Raw genomic sequence first — 18,598 nt, 5'->3', positions numbered from 1 at the left:
ACTGATGTGGGAGCGGGCTCTGCCCGCGAAGAGGCCCTCGACAACACAGCACATCGCAAAGTCAGACACCACCGAAACTCCCCGCCAGGGTACCGATGATCAGCGCCCAGCCATCGACCAGGACGAACAGCATGATCTTGAACGGCAGCGAGATGATCAGTGGCGAGAGCATCATCATACCCATGGCCATCAGCACACTGGCGACCACCAGGTCGATGATCAGGAACGGAATGAAGATCATGAAGCCGATCTGGAACGCCGTCTTCAGCTCCGAGGTGACGAAGGCCGGTACCAGGATGGTCAGCGGCGCCTGGTCGGCACTGGCGATGTCGGTGCGTTTGGACAGCCGCATGAACAGCTCAAGGTCGCTCTGCCGAGTCTGCGCCAGCATGAAGTCCTTGATCGGGCCTTCGGCGCGGGCGACCGCGTCCTGGGCGCTGAGCTGTTCGTTCAGATAGGGTTGCAGGGCCTGCTGGTTCACCTTGTCGAACACCGGCGCCATGATGAACATGGTCAGGAACAGCGCCATGCCGGTCAGCAACTGGTTGGATGGGGTCTGCTGCAGGCCCAGTGCCTGGCGCAGGATGGAAAAGACGATGATGATGCGGGTGAAACTGGTCATCAGCATGACGAACGCCGGGATGAAACTCAGCGCGGTCATGATCAGCAGGATCTGCAGGTTGACCGAATACTCCTGCTGGCCGTTGGCGCCGCTGGTCATGGTCAACGCCGGAATCTGCAGCGGATCGGCGGCCAGCGCCAACGGCGCCGCCAACATCAAGGCCAGGGGCAGGACTACGCGCAACGCACCCATCACTTCTTATCCTTCTGGTCCTTGCCCAGCAGTTCCATCAGGCGCTGGGCGAATTCGGGTGTGGCCTGCGTGGTTCGGTCGGGCGGCATGACCGGCGTGTTCATCACGTGCAGGGCGCTGATGCGACCGGGGCTGACGCCCAACAGGATCTGCTCCTCGCCCACCTGCACCAGCACCAGCCGGTCGCGCGGACCCAACGCCTTGGCGCCGATCACGTCGATGACCTGACCTTGGCGCGGCGCGACCTGCTGCACGCGGCGCATCAGCCAGGCCAGACCGAAGATCAAGGCCACAACGGCCAACAGCCCCAACACCGTCTGGGTCAATTGACCGGCCAGGCCAGTTCCACCGGACGCCACCACCGGCGCCGTTGCCGGCGCCGCTTCGGGCGCCGCCAGGACGACCATGGGCAGGAGCAGCAGAGCCCACAGAAAGCGGCCCATCACCGCAGCTTCTTGATGCGTTCGCTGGGACTGATCACGTCGGTCAGGCGAATGCCGAACTTCTCGTTGACCACCACCACTTCGCCATGGGCGATCAACGTCCCGTTGACCAGCACATCCAGCGCTTCGCCCGCCAGCCGGTCGAGCTCGATCACCGAACCCTGGTTGAGCTGGAGCAGGTTGCGGATGCTGATATCGGTCGCCCCGACCTCCATGGAAATGGTCACCGGAATGTCGAGGATCACATCCAGATTCGGTCCATCGAGGGTGACCGGGCCGTTGCCCGACTTGGGCGAACTGCCGAACTCTTCCATGGGCAGGCGCGAGGAGGCGGAGCCGCCACGGGCATCGGCGGCCAGCAGCGCGTCGATGTCGTCCTGCCCGGCATCCCCGGACTCACCCAATGCAGCCGCCCATTCATCGGCGAGCGCCTGGTCTTCGGCGGAAATTGTTTCATCTTGATCAGCCATCAGTGGTCCTCGACGGGCATCTAAATCATCGGATTGAAGCGATCAGCGACGCTCGATCGGTTCGATTACTTGTAAAGCCAGGTTGCCCTTGTGCGAGCCCAGCTTGGCCTTGAACGAAGGTACGCCATTGGCGCGCAGCACCAGCTCTTCGGGCAGTTCCACCGGAATCACGTCGCCGGGCTGCATGTGCAGGATGTCGCGCAGCTTCAGCTGGCGCCGCGCCACGGTGGCGCTCAATGGCACGCTGACGTCCAGCACGTCTTCGCGCAACGCCTTGCTCCAGCGCTCGTCCTGGTCGTCCAGGTCGGACTGGAAGCCGGCATCGAGCATCTCGCGCACCGGCTCGATCATCGAATACGGCATGGTCACGTGCAGGTCTCCGCCACCGCCATCGAGCTCGATGTGGAACGTGGACACCACCACCGCCTCGCTGGGGCCGACGATGTTGGCCATGGCCGGGTTGACCTCCGAGTTGATGTACTCGAAGTTGACTTCCATGATCGCCTGCCAGGCTTCCTTCATGTCGAGGAAGGCCTGGTCCAGCACCATGCGTACCACGCGCAGCTCGGTCGGGGTGAACTCGCGACCCTCGATCTTGGCGTGGCGACCGTCACCGCCGAAGAAATTGTCGACCAGCTTGAACACCAGCTTGGCATCCAGAATGAACAGGCCGGTGCCACGCAGCGGCTTGATCTTCACCAGGTTGAGGCTGGTGGGGACGTACAGCGAGTGGACGTACTCGCCGAACTTCATCACCTGCACGCCGCCAACCGCCACATCGGCGGAGCGACGCAACAGGTTGAACATGCTGATACGGGTATAGCGGGCGAAACGCTCGTTGATCATTTCCAGCGTGGGCATGCGCCCACGCACGATGCGATCCTGGGTGGTCAGGTCGTAGCTCCTGATGCCTCCAGGTTCGCCATTGCCTTCGGTTTGCACCAGGCCATCGTCGACACCATGCAGCAGCGCATCGATCTCGTCCTGGGACAGCAGGTCCTGTACGGCCATGAGTTGTTCCTACTGCAATACGAAGTTTGTGAAGAGCACCTGGTCGATGACTGGCTTGCCCACTTCTTTCTGCGCCACTTCCTGCACACTTGCGGTCGCTTTCTGGCGCAGCATTTCCTGGCCGATCGGCGTGGTCAAGGTATCGAACGGCTGGCCGGAGAAGAGCATGACCAGGTTGTTGCGGATCACCGGGGTGTGCACCTTCAAGGCCTCCATGTCGGCCTTGTCCCGCGCCTGCAGGACAATGCTGACCTGCATGTAGCGATCACGGCCGTTCTGCTTGAAGTTGACCACGAAGGCGGGCGTCAAGGGCTCGTAGATTGCCGCAGGCTTGACGTTGGTGGCTGCCGCCGGGGTTTCCGCGGCGGGCGCACTGGCGGATTTGTGCATGAAGTACCAGGTGGCGCCCACAGACAGGCCGACAGCCAGCAACAGGCCTACGACCACCAGGATGATCAGCTTGAGTTTGCCCTTGCCTTCCTTGGCTGCGGGGTCCTTTGCTTCTTCGGTCTTTGCCATGCCAATAATCCGTCACCATTGAGGGGTAAGCGTACCCATGGCGACGATGGAGCAAGGGTTATGCCAACACTCCCGGCGACGTGCCTGCGCGGCAGGTCGCCAGGATCAGACGGCTGGATCAGGCGTAGTAATCCACCGCACTGCTGCCCAGCACCGTGCTGGAAATCACGGGCTGGACAGCGGCCACCGCGGGCTCGCCGGTGTCGATCGCGTCGCCGGCGGGGCGCTCGCCAGTGCTGCGGCGACTCTGCTGTGCCTGCTGCTGCTCGCCCTGGGACTGGCGAGACTGGTCGGATACGTTGACATCCAGCTGCCCCATGCCCTGCTGGTTGAACATGTCCTTGAGGCGATGCTGCTGGCTTTCCAGCGCCTCGCGTACACCGATGTGAGCGCTTGAGAAGGTCACCTGCGTCTGCTGGTCGGGCGTGATGTCGACTCGAATGTCCAGACGTCCCAGCTCTGCGGGTGTCAGCTGGATATCCGCCGATTTGAGGTTCTGGCTCGACAGGTACATGACCCGATTGACCAGGCCTTCGGTCCAGCCCGATTGCTGCATGGCCAGCGGCTGGCCCAAAGGACTGGCCAGCGGCGCCGCACTGCCGGCCTTGGCCGTGGCGGTCTGAGTCAGGGCCTGCAGGCGATCGGCGAACGTGTCGACGCGGCTGTCACCGGCGGCCGCATCGGCGTCTTTCGGAGCACTGTCGAGCAAACCGGCAAAGCCGGTATCACCGCCCTCGCCCGCTTCACCGGCCTGCTCCTTGCCCATCATCGCCGCCAGACCGTTGACGAAACTGCCCTCGATGCCACGTTCGTTGGTGGCCGCCGGGTCTGCCGATGACGTTTGGCTGGCATGTGCGGAGGTGGTGCCATTGTTTTTGGCGGTCTGCTCAAGCGCCAGGCGCAGTGCAGGCAGGTCAGCCAGGACGTCCTGGGTCGGATCGAAATCCTCGGCTGGGGTATCGGTGTCGCTGTCGGTAAGACTGGCAGCGGTCAACGCCGCAGGCGGAGCCTGGACCAGCGCAGGGTTGCTGGCAGGGTCGGCAGGGACCGGCGCAGCCGCGGGATCGACCGGTGCAGCGGTCGAGGCGACGGCAGGATCATCCTTGTCGTCGGCACCGGTGACCTTGTCGTCGTCCTTGCCGGCAACCTTGTCGGCCTTGTCGGGCTTGTCAGCCTTGTCGATCGTTTCAGGTTTCTCCGGCTTGTCCGCCTTGGCCACTGGCAACTTCTTGCCGCTATCGGCAACCGGAGCGCTGGCCCCGGCCGCTTTGCTGGCAGGGCCAGCAGCCGTTTCCCGGGTAGCCGCGGGCGCAGGATCGACCTTGGCCTTGACCGCGGTCGCGTGGTTCTGACGGGCATAGAGATCGGCAAAACGCGGTGACGAATCGGTGTCCACTGCAGCGGACTTGGCCGCGCCGGTGGCGGAGGCCGCGCGTGCGGCGGCGCCCAGTTGCAGCAGCAGAGGGTTTGAAGCGACAGCCATGAAGATCTCCCCGATACGGTGGCGTTAGCGCTGATAGCCTGGGAGAAAGCAAGTATCGGGCCATCGGCAGTCAACGGCTGAAGGTGTCGCTCAGTCGGGGAACCGTGCACGCTCTTCGGAATACAGTTTCAGGACCAGCGCGAACTCGCTGTCGATACGCTGCACATAGGCATCCACGCCATCCGGCGTGCCCTGACGGCAGTACTGCTCCAACTCGCTGCACAGTTGCGCCAGGCGCATGGCGCCCATGTTGCTGCTGCTGCCCTTGAAACTGTGGGCGGCATGGCTGAGCTCGACCAGATCATGGGATCGATGCAGTTCGTTCAATCGCAGCTGCGAGTCACTGAGGAAGGTATCGAGCAACAGGGGGTATTCATCTTCCATGACATCCTCCAGAGCGGCCAGGGCCGTGGGGTCGACATGGGGTTTTTCCGGCTGTTCATGGGTCGGCTTCTGCACCGTCAGTGGTTCGCCAGCTAGATGTTCAATAGTCACTTGTTCACTCCTTGATCAAGCCAGTTACGCTTGAGACTCCCAGGTAAATTCAACGTGGACACTGCGCCCGTCCTCCGACCACCCCGCGCTGCTGCTGAGCTGACGGACCAGGTTGACCCCGCGCCCCGACAAACCGTGCACGCTGGGCGTTCTTGCCAGCACCTTGGCCGGATCGAAGCCCTTGCCACTGTCTTCGACCACGATGCGCAGCACCCCTCCGACACCTTGCGGGCGTACCTGCAAGTGTAAGCGGATGTAGCCGTCTTCCAAAGCGGCCAGACGCTCGTTGCGCAGCGCGTAATACCGGGAGAAACCAGCGGCGTCGCGCTTGAGTGCGGAATCGAGCTCCAGCACACCATGCTCCAAGGCGTTGGAGTATAGCTCGGCCAACACGCTGTAGAGCTCACCACTCTGCGAGCGCAGGCCGTGAATCTCCTGCAACAGTTGCAGGATGTAAGGCAGCGGATTGAAACGACGCAGGGTGTCGGCACGAAATTCGAACATGGCCGACCAGTCCAGCGGACTGGACTGACCACTGTCGGAATAGATCAGGCTGGCCGGTGGCTGGCGTTGGGCGTCGATCAAGGCCAACTGCACCATGCTCACGTCGTCGCGCGATTCACCACGAAAATCCTCAAGGGCCTGCAGAATGCCTTCGAACAGTGACTCGGGGTTTTTGTGGGTGTCGAACACCCGTTCGAGCCGTTCCACACCGAAGGATTCGTCCTGCGCATTGCTCGTTTCGATAACGCCGTCGGACAGCAGCAGCACCCGATCACCCGGCGCCAGCGGCCAGACTTCGGTCTGGTCTTCGAAACGGGTGGCTGGCAGTACGCCCAGCGGTAAATGCCGCGATACCAGCGCCACGCGCTTCGAGCCGTCGTGGCGGTGCAGGTAGCCATCGGGCATGCCGCCGTTCCAGACTTCCACGGTGCAACGCTGAAAGCTCAGGCGCAGCAGGGTTGCGCAGCAGAACATGTCCACCGGCAGGATGCGCTTGAGCTTGGCGTTCATCTCGCGAAGGATTTCCGCCAGCCCGTATCCCTTGGCAGTCATGCCGTAGAACACTTCGGCCAGCGGCATGGCCCCCACCGCTGCCGGTAGCCCATGGCCGGTGAAATCACCGAGCAGCACATGCATGTCGCCCGACGGCGTATAGGCGGCAAGCAGCAGATCGCCGTTGAACAGCGCGTAGGGTGATTGCAGGTAACGCACGTTGGGCGCATCGAGACAGCCGGAGTGGGCGATCTGATCGAACACCGCCTTGGCCACGCGCTGCTCGTTGAGCAGGTAATCATGGTGACGGGTGATCAGGTCACGCTGTTCCAGCACCGTGGCCTGCAGACGGCGCAGGCGATCCATGGCCTTGATCTTGGCGGCCAGAATCACCTGGTTGTAGGGTTTGGCCAGAAAATCGTCGCCACCGGCGTCCAGGCAGCGGACCAGCGCCTGTTCTTCGGTCAACGACGTCAGGAAGATGATCGGCACCAGGGCCTCACCGGCCAATTGCTTGATCGTGCGCGCCGCCTCGAAGCCGTCCATCACCGGCATCATGGCGTCGAGCAACACCAGTTGCGGTCGTTGCTGGCGAAACAGCTCGATGGCTTCCTGACCATTGCTGGCGGTGATCACCGCGTGGCCCTGCCGACGCACGATGCTCGACAGCAGCATGCGGTCGGTCATGTTGTCGTCGGCGATCAGAACCGTCAGTGGTTCCTCATTGACGGGCGGTTTCAAGGGATCTTGAACAACTTGTCGAAGTTGGAGATCGCCAGAATCTTGCGCACGTCGGAGGAAATGTTCGACAGCGTGATATCGGCGTGGTCACCACCGGCGTGGTCGCGCAGCAACAGCAGCATGCCCAGTGCCGAACTGTCCATGTAGGTGGTCTCGTTCAGATCGACGACATAGCGGGTGGACTTGCCCTCGCGCTCGTAACTTTCGCGAAATTGCTGATGCAGGCTGAAGTCGAATCGACCCTTGACGGCAATCGATGAAGTATTGTTTTCGCCGTTGTAACTGTGGCTTACCGAACTCTGGGTTACAGCCATGTAGTGATGCTCCTTGGGTTTGCCGTGCAGGCAAGGTTTAACACTGCATTACGGGGGCGTTCAACTGGGTACTGACAAAATCTGACTAGAAGCTGTCGTGCCTGGGCAATCGCTGGGACAGCTCGTCGAGCAGGCGCTGCTCACGCTTGTCCTCCAACTGCCGGGCCTCGAGGATATAGCGCTGGACCAGCTTGCGCAGCCCCTCCACACGGGCATAGGCCTGCTGCCAGGTGGCGCGCGCATTGTTCAGGTTGTTCTGGTGCCACGCAAGGCTCTGGCGCTGCTGACCGACGGCCGTTTCGAGCTGGTTGAGAAAGCGCTGGTAGTTCATCAGCCACTGGCCGGACACACCGCGGCTGCCGTTGTTGATCCACTGCTGCTGATAGTCGTTGCGAAAACGCTCGAGCTCCGCCAGCTTGGCTTCGGCCAGGTTCACTTGCCCCTGAAAATGACCCAGGCGCTGGGCAGCCTTGCGCTCGGTGCTTTCGGCCATCTCCACCACGGGAGCCAGGCGCGCTGCGCGACTCATTGCCATCCGCGCTTACCCCGGCGCCACAGGCGTGAACACCGCTGCCAGGCGCTCGGCGCTGGCCTGCAGGCTTTCATTGTCGTTGAGGCCCTGGCGCAGGTAACGCACCAGCTGCGGTTGCAGGGCAATGGCCAGGTCGGTCTCGCGATCCCCGCCCGCCACGTAGGCGCCGACGCTGATCAAGTCGCGGCTTTGCTGATAGCGCGACCACAGTTGCTTGAACTGTTGTGCCTGGCCCAGGTGCTGGGGGCTGACCACGCTGGGCATCACCCGGCTGATCGACGCCTCGATATCGATGGCCGGATAATGCCCCTCTTCTGCCAGGCGCCGTGACAGCACGATGTGGCCGTCGAGCACGCCTCGCGCCGAGTCGGCGATGGGATCCTGCTGATCGTCGCCTTCGGACAACACGGTGTAGAACGCGGTGATCGATCCGCCACCGGCCTCGGCGTTGCCGGCGCGCTCGACCAGCTTGGGCAGTTTGGCGAACACCGAAGGCGGATAGCCCTTGGTCGCCGGCGGCTCGCCGATGGCCAGGGCAATTTCCCGCTGGGCCTGAGCGAAACGGGTCAACGAGTCCATCAGCAGCAGGACGTTCTTGCCCTTGTCGCGAAAGTATTCGGCGATGCGCGTGCAATACATGGCGGCGCGCAGGCGCATCAACGGTGCTTCGTCAGCCGGTGACGCCACCACCACCGAACGGCGCAGGCCCTCCTCGCCCAAGGTATGTTCGATGAACTCCTTGACCTCGCGGCCACGTTCACCGATCAGGCCGACGACGATGATGTCGGCTTCGGTGAAGCGCGTCATCATGCCCAGCAGCACACTCTTGCCCACGCCTGGTACCGGCGAACAGGCCCAGGCGCTGGCCACGGCCTACCGTCAGCAGGCCGTTGATGCTGCGAATGCCGACATCCAGCGGCTGACTGATGGGGTCACGCTTGAGGGGGTTGATGGTGGGCCCGTCCATCGGTACCCAGTCCTCGGCCTTCATACCGCCCTTGCCGTCCAGTGCCCGCCCGGCGCCGTCGAGGATGCGCCCGAGCATGCTCATGCCCATCGGCAGGCGCCCGGTGTCGGCCACCGGCACGACCCGTGCACCCGGCGCGATGCCGCTGACGCTGCCCACGGGCATCAGGTAGATCTTGCTGCCGGAAAAGCCCATGACTTCGGCTTCGACCTGCACCGGCTGGTCGCTGTCGTCGTTGATCACCACGCAGCGGCTGCCCATGGCCGCGCGCAAGCCTTCAGCTTCGAGGGTCAGCCCGACCATGCGCAGCAGACGACCTTCGACGATCGGCTGGCGCGGCAGGTCGATGGCCGCCTCGTAGGTGCCCAGGCGGCTTGCCGAAGCTGGTGCGATCAAGCTTCATCGGGCGCGTCCAGATCGACGGTGATGTCGGCCGGGGCCGGGTGCATGTTCTGCTCGTGCAACTGATCGAACAATTGCGCAATGGCCTGGGTAATGCGCGTCTCCATGCTCGCATCGATGCGGCTGTGTTCGGTTTCGATACGGCAGCCGCCGGGCTGTAGCGAGTCGTCTTCCTGGATTCGCCAGTTTTCCTCGTGCTTCTCGCGCAGCGACTTGATCTGCTCGAAGTCCTGAGGATTGATGAAGATGCGAATATTGTTGGCGCCCATGGGCAGCAACTTCAGCGCTTCGCGCAGGACTTTTTCGATCTGGCTGGAATCGGTCACCAACTCGCGGCGGATGACCTGGCGGGCAATGTGGCCCACCAGCTCGACCAGGGACTTCTCGATCTGGGTGTCCTGATCGGCAATGGGCGTCAACAGGTGCCCCAAGAGCCGGTCGAACTGGGCAAGCTTGCCAGCCAGCGCCGCTTCGGCTTCCTGACGAACCTTGAGCTGGGTGCTGTGAAAGCCCTCCTTTTCACCGGTGGCGAAGCCCTCGTTGTAGGCCTCCTGGCGAATGGCTTCCAGCTCTTCCAGAGTGATGGGCTGCACCTCGTCGAGGGGCACCTCTTCGATTTCCTCGACCGACACGGGCTCCGGCATCACCTCTTCGGCAGGTCGCTCGGGATCGAAGCTGGGCAACGCCCACAGGTCGGCACTGCGCGCGTCGACGGCGCGAATCAGTTCACTGACGGGTTCTTGGGTGGGGCGGGACATGGCTTGCGATTCCTGACGCCTGGGTGCGAAGTGGGGTCGCTCGGAGCCGACCACCCCAGGGCAGCCGGCCTCCACGACAGAGGTCTGGGAGAGGGATGATTAGATCATCTCTTCCCCACCCTTGCCACCGAGCACGATTTCGCCGGCTTCGGCCATGCGCCGAGCAATGGTGAGCACTTCCTTCTGCGCCGACTCGACATCGCTGACTCGCACCGGCCCCTTGGCCTCGAGGTCGTCCCGCAGCAGCTCGGCCGCGCGCTTGGACATGTTCTTGAAGATCTTCTCGCGCACACCCTCGTCGGCGCCCTTGAGGGCCACCACCAGCACGTCCGAGGAAACCTCGCGCAGCAGTGCCTGGATACCGCGGTCGTCGACATCCTTGAGGTTGTTGAAGACGAACATGAGGTCTTCGATCTGCCCGGACAGTTCTTCGTCGACCTCGCGGATGGAGTCCATCAACTGGCCTTCGGACGAACTGTCGAGGAAGTTCATGATATCGGCAGCGCGCTTGACCCCACCCAGGGTCGTCCGGGTGGCGTTGGAATTGCCGGAGAACTGCTTCTCCAGAATGGTGTTGAGTTCTTTCAGCGCTGCCGGCTGTACGGTGTTGAGCGACGATACGCGCAGAATGATGTCCAGCCGCGCCTTGTGCTCGAAATGCGCCAGCACTTCACCAGCCTGGTCGGGGTCGAGGTAGGCCACGACGATCGACTGGATCTGCGGGTGCTCGTAGCGAATGACGTCGGCCACGGCGCGGGGCTCCATCCACTTCAGGCTGTCCAGGCCGCTGGTATTGCCGCCCAGCAGGATGCGGTCGATCAGGCCGTTGGCCTTGTCTTCGCCCAGCGCCGAGGTGAGCATCTTGCGGATGTAGTTGTCGGAACCGACACCCAGACCGGTCTGATCGCCGACCACGGTGACGAATTCGCTCATCACCTGCTCGACCTGCTCACGGTGCACGTTGCGCATCTGCGCCATAGCCACGCCAACGCGCTGGACCTCCTTGGGGCCCATGTGGCGAAGCACCTGCGCCGCGTCGGTTTCACCCAGCGACAGCAGAAGGATGGCGGCCTTGTCGACCTTGGTCAGCTTGGGGGTGACGGCTTGTGAACTACTCATCGGCATTGATCCACTCTTTCACGACCTGGGCGACTCGGCCCGGGTCTTCGGCCACAAGACTCTTGATTGCATTCAACTGGGCGTCATAGCCCTCGGTCGGGCTGGGCAGCAGAATGCTCTGCGGCCCACCCAGGCTGACCCGATCGTTGGCCAGCTCGCCGTCCATGCCCAGGGCGGCCACACCGCCCATCGCGCCGGCGGCGCCGAGTTCGGCATCGCCCGCCTTGCCCTTGCCACCGCCGGTGATGTTGTTCAGCACCGGACGCAGCACGCCGAACACCAGAACCAGGATGAACACCACGCCCAGCACCTGCTTCATGATGTCCCAGAACCAGGGTTCCTTGTAGAACGCAGGTTCGGTGATGACTTCGGCGGAATTGGGCGCAAACGGTACGTTGATCACGGTCACGCTGTCGCCGCGGCTGGCATCGAAGCCCACGGCGTCCTGCACCAAGCGGGTGAAACGGGCCAGTTCCTGGGCGTTCCACGGTGTCATGGTCACGGTACCGTCGGCCGGGTTGACCTTGGCCTGATCGTCGACCACCACCGCCACCGACAACCGGGTGAGACGACCCTGCTGTTGCTTGGTGTGGCTGATGGAACGGTCCAGTTCGAAATTCTTGGTTGACTGCTGACGCTTGTCGGCCGGATACGGTGCCAGCATCGGTTGGCCGGTGGCCGGGTCCATGATCTGCTGGCCGTTGGCGTCGAGCAGCGGCTGGCCCGGCTGGACGGCGCCTGCGGCGGCCTGCCCTTGAGCGGCATTCTGCGGCGCGGTGGCCGGCCCCGGAGGCTGGTTGCTCAAGGCCCCCGGCACGCCCGAAGGGCCCGAACCGCTGGAACGCTGCTCGCTGGTGGACTGCTCGCTGCGCAGTGCCGGCTGGTCCGGGTTGAACTGCTCGGACGTCGATTCGACAGCGCTGAAATCCAGGTCTGCCGAGACTTCAGCCTTGAACCGATCGCTGCCCACCACCGGCTGCAGAATGTTCTGCACCCGCTGGGTCAGCATGCTTTCCAGGCGACGGCTGTAGTCGTACTGCTTGCCGGCCATGGTCAACGCGTTGTCTTCCAGCTGCGCCGAGAGCAGCGTGCCCTTCTGATCGACGACCGACACGTTCGACTTGTTCAGTTCCGGAACGCTGGTCGCCACCAGATTGACGATGGCCGCCACCTGACCGGCGTCCAGGGTACGGTTGGGGTACATCTCCACCAGCACCGAGGCGGTGGGTTTGCGCTCGTCGCGAACGAACACCGAGCTTTTCGGAATGGCCAGGTGCACGCGAGCAGCGCGGATGTTGTTCAGGCTACCGATGGTACGGGCCAGTTCACCTTCCAGGCTGCGGCGATACCGCGCGGTTTCCATGAACTGACTGGTGCCCAGGCCCTGCTCCTTGTCGAGCGATTCGTAGCCGACATTGCCGTCGCTGGGTGCCACGCCGGCCGAGGCCAGGGCAATGCGCGCGCGCGACTGATCGTCGGCCTTGACCAGCAAGGCACCGGAGTTGGGTTCCACGGTGTAGGGAATGTTGGCAGTGGTCAGGGTATCGATCACCTGCTTGGTGTCCATGCCCGCCAGGCTGCCGTACAGCGGACGATAGTCGGGCTGCTGCGACCACAGGACCACGGCGAAGCCGATGGCCACGCTGGCTGCCAGGCCGACCAGCAGGCCGACCTGACGCAGCATGGTCATCTGTGACAGATTCTGCAGGACGGACAGACCCATGAGCGGCGATTTGTTGCCGCTCTTGGCCGGAAGATTGTCGGTGGTCGCTTCAGCCATGACTCAATTCGTCCTCAGACCGGCATCTGCATGATGTCTTGGTAAGCCTGGACCAGCTTGTTGCGCACCTGGGTCAAGGCCTGGAAAGAGACGCTGGCTTTCTGCGAGGCGATCATCACGTCGGTGAGGTCGACACCGCTCTTGCCGATCTCGAAGGCAGTGGCCAACTGGCTGGAGGCACCCTGTACGTCGGCGACCTTGTTGATCGCGCCGCCGAGCATGTCGGCAAAGCTGCTGGCGCCGACTTCCGGCGCCGCAACCGCCTTGGGTCTGGCCATGGCGTCCGCCTGCATGGCGCGCATGTCCAGCATCAAGCGGTTGAATTCAATACCTTGGCTCATGGGTAACCCTCTGCGACGACCTGCGTTTTTTTGACACTGCTGCATTCACTACAGAGGTAGTAGCAAGGAGGGTGCCAGTTGCAGTCGCAGGGTGGCGAAACGGATCGGCGGCGACAAATCACCGCACCGACCGTCGCTCATCGGACGGCCTTCAAGAGGCGAACAGGCTGGCCTCCACGTCCATTCCGGCATCGCGCATCTGGGCCAGCTTGTAGCGAAGGGTCCGCGGGCTGATACCCAGGCGCTCGGCGGCTTCCTTGCGCCGACCGCGCTCGCTGCGCAGGGTATCGATGATCATCTCGAATTCGCGTCGGCGCAGATCGTCCTCCAGCACGCCGGGCGGCGTCTGTGGCTCGACAGGCGCGGACGCCTGCACCACCCGCCCCAACGGTGCCGACGGCGCTGCACCGGCGGGCCCGACCAGGCAGAAGTCGGCGGCCTGGATCAGGCCACCGTGCTGCAGGATCAACGCGCGCTGGATGGCGTTGTCCAGCTCGCGGACATTGCCCGGCCAGGGATGATCGAGCAGGCACTGTTCGGCCTGGGGCGCGAAGCGCACCGGCGCGTGCTTCATCTTGTCGATGTGACGGGCCAGCAACCGTCGGGCCAGCGGCAGAATGTCGCCACGCCGTTCGCGCAGCGGCGCCCAGGCCAACGGGAACACCGAAAGCCGATAGAACAGGTCTTCGCGGAAACGCCCCGCCGCCACGTCTTGCGCAAGGTTGCGGTTGGTGGTGGCGATGACCCGGATGTCCAGGGCAATGGGCTTGCGCGCGCCGACACGTTCGACTTCGCGCTCCTGCAGCACACGCAGCAGCTTGGCCTGCAGCCCCAGGGGCATTTCGGAAATCTCGTCGAGCAGCAGGGTACCGCCATCGGCCTGCTCGAACTTGCCGGCCTGGGCCGCAATGGCGCCGGTGAACGCCCCTTTCTCGTGGCCGAACAGAGTGGCTTCGAGCATGTTGTCCGGAATCGCCGCGCAATTGATGGCAACGAAGGCCTGCTGCGCACGGTTCGACTGTTGATGGATGTAGCGCGCCAGCACTTCCTTGCCGGTACCCGACTCACCGGATATCAGCACCGTGGAATCGCTGCGCGCGACCCGCGCGGCCAGCTCGAGCAGAGCCTGGCTCGCCGGCTCAAGCGCCACCGGCCCCTGCTCGGCGCCCGCCGCAATCAGACCGCGGCCATGCCGGGTCACCAGGTCGAGGAGCGCGCTCGGTTCGAACGGCTTGACCAGATAATCGGCGGCACCCTGGCGCATGGCATCCACCGCTCGGTCGACCGCGCCATGGGCCGTCATCAGCAGGACCGGCAGTTGCGGTTGGCGAGCGCGGAGCAAGGCCAGCAACTGGTGCCCATCGATTCCCGGCATATTGACGTCGCTGACGACAATGCCGAAAGGCTCACGCGCCACCGCCAGCAACGCTTCCTCGGCACAGGTCACCGCTTCGAAGTCGAAACCGCCCAACTCCAGGGTATCGCCCAGCGCCTCGCGCAAGGCACGGTCATCCTCGACCAACAGCACCTTGATGTTCATCGAATACCTTCCTGCCGAGCCACCAACGGCAACGTCAACGTCGCACAGGTGCCACGACCCACCGTGGAGCGCAGGGTCAGGTCGCCCTGATGGGCGCGCGCAACGGCCTTGACCACCGACAGGCCGAGCCCGGTTCCGGTGGGCTTGGTGGTGAAGAACGGCTCACCCAGACGCGCCAGGATCGCCGGCGCCATGCCAGGCCCATCGTCGCTGACGCAGAGGCGCAGCGTATCGCCGCGGCTATACAGGTGGATTTTCAGACGGGCCTGACCGCTGCTGGCCTGAATGGCGTTATTCACCAGGTTGAGCACGGCGCCCACCAGGGTGTCCTTGTTGCACAGCAGCTCGCCGGCGTGGCTGTCGCATTGCCAACGCACAGGCACGTCCTGCATATGGGGTTGCGCGGCAGCCTGCAAGGCCTGCAGCAATTGTCTGGGTGCCAGGCGGTCCGGCAGCGGCAGCTCGCCGCGGGCGAACACCAGCATGTCGCGGACCTGATGTTCCAGCTCGTGCAAACGTTCCTTGAGGCGACTGGCGAACCGCTGCTGGGTCTGGACCGGTAAAGGCTTGTCGGTCAGGTGACTGGCGTACAGCAGCGCGGCCGACAAGGGTGTGCGGATCTGATGAGCAAGCGAGGCCATCATCCGGCCCAGCGACGAAAGGCGCTCACTGCGCGCCACTTCGCTTTGCAGTTGACGGGTTTCGGTCAGGTCGGTGAGCAATACCAACTGGCCAGGTTCGGCATCGAGCGAGCGAGTGGCGATCGACAGACGTCGTCCATCGATCAAGGAGATCTCATGGCCGTCGTCCCGGCGTGGCGCGAAGCTGCGCACGATCACGTCCCGCCACAACTCACCTTCCAGGGGCGCCCCCAGCATCTGCAAAGCTGCCGGGTTGGCCTCGCGTACGTGACCTTGGCCGTCGATGACGATCACCCCGCCGGGCAATAGATCGAGCAGATTCTGCAAGCGATTGGCGAGGCGTTCCTTTTCCGCAAGCTCGGCCAGGCGCTGGGCGCTGACCACTTCCAGTTCCCCCTTGAGCGCTGCCACGCGGTCTTCGAGCATGCTGTAGGAGTCGCTCAGACGGTCGGACATCTGGTCGAACAGGGCAAAGGCCTGGTTCAGACCCTGCTGGCCGCCGATCTGCGCTGCCGATGCGCGCGCGTCGCTGGAAGGCTGGGGAACGGACGGCTGGATAGCGGCCTGTGGCATGACTGTCTCTCACTTGGCTCACCGTCAAAAACGGTATCGTGCCAAGGGCAAAAGCAATAGCCGTGCCGGATGAAACTCGAAGGGCGAAAGTGGGCTTGAAAGAAGCGCCAGGTGTGGCGAGGAACTGCTTTGATTTCGGTGACTTGGCGACTTCGCAGCGAACGGGCAGGTGTTCAGTGAAGCGTGGCCGCTGCCTTGCAAGCAGCGGCCAGCGCAGCCACAGGCGTCAATCGTCTGCCTGTTGCTCCTCGCCCTCACCTTCGCGCCGGCTCATGCCGTACTTGCGCATTTTTTCCACCAGCGTGGTGCGGCGGATGCGCAGGCGTTCGGCAGCCCGGGCGACGATACCGTTGGCGTCGTCGAGCGCCTGCTGGATCAAGCCCTGCTCCAGACCACCGAGGTAGTCCTTCAGATCAAGGCCTTCGGGCGGCAGCATGGCGCTGGAAGCGAAGTCGGGCGTGTGGCCGTTGATCGCCACACGTTCTTCCAGATCGCTGCGCAGGCTGTCGACCAACTGCTCGTCTTCGTCGTCCACATAGCGGAATTTCTTCGGCAACTCGACCACGCCGATAACGCCGTACGGGTGCATGATCGCCATGCGCTCGACCAGGTTGGCCAGCTCACGTACGTTGCCCGGCCAGCCGTGGCGGCACAGCGACATGATGGCCGCCGAGTTGAAGCGGATCGACCCGCGCTTTTCATGCTCCATGCGCGAAATCAGCTCGTTCATCAGCAGCGGAATGTCTTCCACCCGCTCACGCAACGGCGCCATCTCGATGGGGAACACGTTCAGGCGGTAGTACAGGTCTTCACGGAAGGTGCCGACCTCGATCATGCTTTCCAGATTCTTGTGAGTGGCGGCGATGATGCGCACGTCAATACTTTGGGTCTTGTTGCTGCCCACACGCTCGAATGTCCGTTCCTGTAACACTCGCAGCAGCTTGACCTGCATCGGCAACGGCATGTCGCCGATCTCGTCGAGGAACAGGGTGCCACCGTTGGCCAGTTCGAAACGACCAGCGCGACTGGTGATCGCGCCAGTGAACGCGCCCTTTTCATGGCCAAACAGCTCGCTTTCGAGCAACTCGGCGGGAATGGCGCCGCAGTTGACCGGCACGAACGGCGCATCGCGACGCTTTGAGTGGTAATGCAGGTTACGTGCAACCACTTCCTTGCCGGTACCCGACTCGCCAAGGATGAGCACACTGGCGTCGGTATCGGCCACTTGCTGCATCATCTGCCGCACGTGCTGGATCGCGCGACTGGTGCCGACCAGACTGCGGAACAGGTTGGGTTCGCGCTGACGGCCGCGCTCGCGGGCCTGGTCGTACATCTCGCGATAGACCTGGGCGCGGTGCAGAGAATCGAGCAGCTTGCTGTAGCTGGGCGGCATTTCCAGATGGGAAAGCACGCGACGACGCAGGTCGTCTGGAAGCTCGACGGTACCTGGCTCGCCCAGCAGCAGCACGGGCAGGAATTCGTCCCAGTTGGCGAGGGTCTTCAGCAGCCCGGCCAGATTGCCCGAAGACACATCCCCCACCAGGACGCAGAGAGCCTCGCGGCTGGACGACAATGCGTCGACCGACATCTGCCAGTCGCCGCTGCCGCAGGCCAGGTTCTCTTCGCCAAGAAAGTTCAGGATGACCGCCAGATCCCGGCGGCGAACGCTATCGTCATCGATCAGCAGAATTTTCGTTTCACGCCACATGCAATAGCAACTTCCCTAGTCAACTCGAAGCCCGGAGGGCGCTCTCGACGTTTTTGGCCATGGTTTCAGCTAACAGACGCCAGACGAATCACAACAGCCACTAGTAAAGGCAAAAAAATCGACTTAGTCAAATTTATGGCGCAATGGCTGTCAACGGAACAGATGGTAAACCTTTGCAGCGTTCTTCGCTTGGTTGAACTGTGACATTTCGTCGACAACCGACTGACGCGCTAAACGAGTGACGTTGAGTAATTGACGGTAGACCTCGAGCAGATCTTCCAGGTGGCTGCGCAACTGGGAAGGGTCTTCCGGGACTTCCTGCAGCACGCTGTCGACGCAGGCACGGCACTCGATGTCCAGCACGCCGATCGCATCCCAGTCTCCGGCCTGCATGGCGTCTACCAGGGCGTGGCGAGTCTGCTGAATCCGCTGTAGTGCACTCATGACGAACTCCTCAGGCCGGCAGTGCCGATTCGTGGCTGGCGATGGCATCCCAGCCGCTCTTGACGGTGATCATCAGACGAGCGACTTCGTCGATCAGCTGTGGATCGTTCTTGATATTGGCTTCGGTCAGACGTCCGGACATGTACGCGTACAGATCGTCGAGGTCCTTGACCGACTGTTCGTTGGCCGCCTTGGTGGCATCCAGCCCCTGGCGCAGGCCGCCGATGATGGCGACGGCCTTGCCGAGCATCTCACCCTTCTGCGCTACCTGACCGCGGCTCAGCGCGCCCTTGGCCTGGGCCATGCGATCGAGGCTGCCCTGCATCAGCATCTGCACCAGCCGGTGCGGCGTGGCTTCGGATGTCTGGGCATGGGAATCGACCTTCTGGTATTGGCTCAGCGCTCTCATGGCGTTCATTGCGGTGGACCTCGTCACACAGTATTTGATGTTGTATCGCTTGGTTACTATGTCGTCGCGGGCGGGGAAAACTTTAGCGGGCTTGGGGG

Annotated in this window: 19 protein-coding genes and 1 pseudogene; all 20 read right to left on the bottom strand. The window is 63.1% G+C overall.

Annotation, left to right across the window (positions count from 1 at the left end; translation table 11 throughout):
* Positions 1–61 precede the first annotated feature (61 nt).
* The 20 genes and pseudogenes from fliP to fliS all read right to left on the bottom strand — a co-directional run bounded on the left by fliP (position 62) and on the right by fliS (position 18,509).
* Positions 62–814: a flagellar type III secretion system pore protein FliP gene (gene fliP / locus ABMD26_RS19520; RefSeq protein WP_049858786.1), complete on the bottom strand. Its 753-nt coding sequence runs from the start codon at positions 812–814 to the stop codon at positions 62–64.
* On the bottom strand, positions 814–1,257 hold the full coding sequence (gene fliO / locus ABMD26_RS19515) for a flagellar biosynthetic protein FliO (RefSeq protein WP_122743493.1): 444 nt from the start codon (positions 1,255–1,257) through the stop codon (positions 814–816). Before fliO ends, fliP begins: the two co-directional genes overlap by 1 nt.
* Positions 1,257–1,727: a flagellar motor switch protein FliN gene (fliN, locus tag ABMD26_RS19510; protein ID WP_049858788.1), complete on the bottom strand. Its 471-nt coding sequence runs from the start codon at positions 1,725–1,727 to the stop codon at positions 1,257–1,259. Before fliN ends, fliO begins: the two co-directional genes overlap by 1 nt.
* A gap of 42 nt (positions 1,728–1,769) precedes the next feature.
* The gene (gene fliM, locus ABMD26_RS19505) at positions 1,770–2,738 is read right to left on the bottom strand and encodes a flagellar motor switch protein FliM (protein WP_056843540.1); all 969 of its coding nucleotides are present in this window, start codon (positions 2,736–2,738) and stop codon (positions 1,770–1,772) included.
* A 9-nt stretch (positions 2,739–2,747) separates the two neighbouring features.
* On the bottom strand, positions 2,748–3,257 hold the full coding sequence (gene fliL, locus ABMD26_RS19500; RefSeq protein ID WP_122743494.1) for a flagellar basal body-associated protein FliL: 510 nt from the start codon (positions 3,255–3,257) through the stop codon (positions 2,748–2,750).
* Between the two features lie 118 nt (positions 3,258–3,375).
* Positions 3,376–4,740, bottom strand: coding sequence for a flagellar hook-length control protein FliK (locus ABMD26_RS19495; protein ID WP_134723175.1), 1,365 nt, complete (start codon positions 4,738–4,740; stop codon positions 3,376–3,378).
* 90 nt (positions 4,741–4,830) lie between these two features.
* Positions 4,831–5,124 carry an Hpt domain-containing protein gene (locus ABMD26_RS19490; RefSeq protein WP_122743793.1) on the bottom strand — a complete coding sequence of 98 codons (294 nt, stop codon included), beginning with the start codon at positions 5,122–5,124 and terminating at the stop codon, positions 4,831–4,833.
* 135 nt (positions 5,125–5,259) lie between these two features.
* A complete protein-coding gene (locus ABMD26_RS19485; protein ID WP_122743496.1) occupies positions 5,260–6,972 on the bottom strand; it encodes an ATP-binding SpoIIE family protein phosphatase in 1,713 nt (570 codons plus the stop codon).
* Entirely contained in the window at positions 6,969–7,286 is a 318-nt protein-coding gene (locus tag ABMD26_RS19480) for an STAS domain-containing protein (protein WP_122743497.1), read from the bottom strand. The genes ABMD26_RS19485 and ABMD26_RS19480 overlap by 4 nt, the downstream gene beginning before the upstream one ends.
* An 85-nt stretch (positions 7,287–7,371) precedes the next feature.
* Positions 7,372–7,821 (bottom strand): flagellar export protein FliJ, encoded by a 450-nt coding sequence (gene fliJ, locus ABMD26_RS19475; protein ID WP_049858794.1) that lies wholly within the window; start codon positions 7,819–7,821, stop codon positions 7,372–7,374.
* Between the two features lie 6 nt (positions 7,822–7,827).
* Positions 7,828–9,188, bottom strand: a pseudogene (gene fliI, locus ABMD26_RS19470) (flagellar protein export ATPase FliI).
* The gene (gene fliH, locus ABMD26_RS19465; RefSeq protein ID WP_134723176.1) at positions 9,178–9,945 is read right to left on the bottom strand and encodes a flagellar assembly protein FliH; all 768 of its coding nucleotides are present in this window, start codon (positions 9,943–9,945) and stop codon (positions 9,178–9,180) included. The pseudogene fliI and the gene fliH overlap by 11 nt, the downstream one beginning before the upstream one ends.
* Before the next feature lie 99 nt (positions 9,946–10,044).
* The gene (gene fliG / locus ABMD26_RS19460; RefSeq protein ID WP_043193255.1) at positions 10,045–11,064 is read right to left on the bottom strand and encodes a flagellar motor switch protein FliG; all 1,020 of its coding nucleotides are present in this window, start codon (positions 11,062–11,064) and stop codon (positions 10,045–10,047) included.
* Positions 11,057–12,844: a flagellar basal-body MS-ring/collar protein FliF gene (fliF, locus tag ABMD26_RS19455; RefSeq protein WP_354311293.1), complete on the bottom strand. Its 1,788-nt coding sequence runs from the start codon at positions 12,842–12,844 to the stop codon at positions 11,057–11,059. The genes fliG and fliF overlap by 8 nt, the downstream gene beginning before the upstream one ends.
* Before the next feature lie 14 nt (positions 12,845–12,858).
* A complete protein-coding gene (gene fliE, locus ABMD26_RS19450; protein ID WP_049858798.1) occupies positions 12,859–13,185 on the bottom strand; it encodes a flagellar hook-basal body complex protein FliE in 327 nt (108 codons plus the stop codon).
* A gap of 151 nt (positions 13,186–13,336) precedes the next feature.
* Positions 13,337–14,725, bottom strand: a complete 1,389-nt coding sequence (locus tag ABMD26_RS19445) for a sigma-54-dependent transcriptional regulator (RefSeq protein WP_134723178.1) — start codon at positions 14,723–14,725, stop codon at positions 13,337–13,339.
* Entirely contained in the window at positions 14,722–15,939 is a 1,218-nt protein-coding gene (locus tag ABMD26_RS19440) for a sensor histidine kinase (RefSeq protein WP_134723179.1), read from the bottom strand. The genes ABMD26_RS19445 and ABMD26_RS19440 overlap by 4 nt, the downstream gene beginning before the upstream one ends.
* Positions 15,940–16,165: 226 nt before the next feature.
* The gene (locus ABMD26_RS19435) at positions 16,166–17,647 is read right to left on the bottom strand and encodes a sigma-54 dependent transcriptional regulator (RefSeq protein ID WP_122743503.1); all 1,482 of its coding nucleotides are present in this window, start codon (positions 17,645–17,647) and stop codon (positions 16,166–16,168) included.
* Positions 17,648–17,797: 150 nt separating this feature from the next.
* Positions 17,798–18,091: a flagellar protein FliT gene (locus ABMD26_RS19430; protein ID WP_049858802.1), complete on the bottom strand. Its 294-nt coding sequence runs from the start codon at positions 18,089–18,091 to the stop codon at positions 17,798–17,800.
* Between the two features lie 10 nt (positions 18,092–18,101).
* Positions 18,102–18,509, bottom strand: coding sequence for a flagellar export chaperone FliS (fliS, locus tag ABMD26_RS19425; protein ID WP_049858803.1), 408 nt, complete (start codon positions 18,507–18,509; stop codon positions 18,102–18,104).
* Between the last annotated feature and the right edge of the window lie 89 nt (positions 18,510–18,598).

Origin of the sequence: Pseudomonas sp. PvP001, assembly GCF_040546375.1 — a bacterium.
In the GTDB taxonomy this organism is placed as follows: domain Bacteria; phylum Pseudomonadota; class Gammaproteobacteria; order Pseudomonadales; family Pseudomonadaceae; genus Aquipseudomonas; species Aquipseudomonas coleopterorum.
The sequence above is the reverse complement of the archived record's forward strand: the minus strand, read 5'-3'. Positions and strand labels throughout refer to the sequence as shown.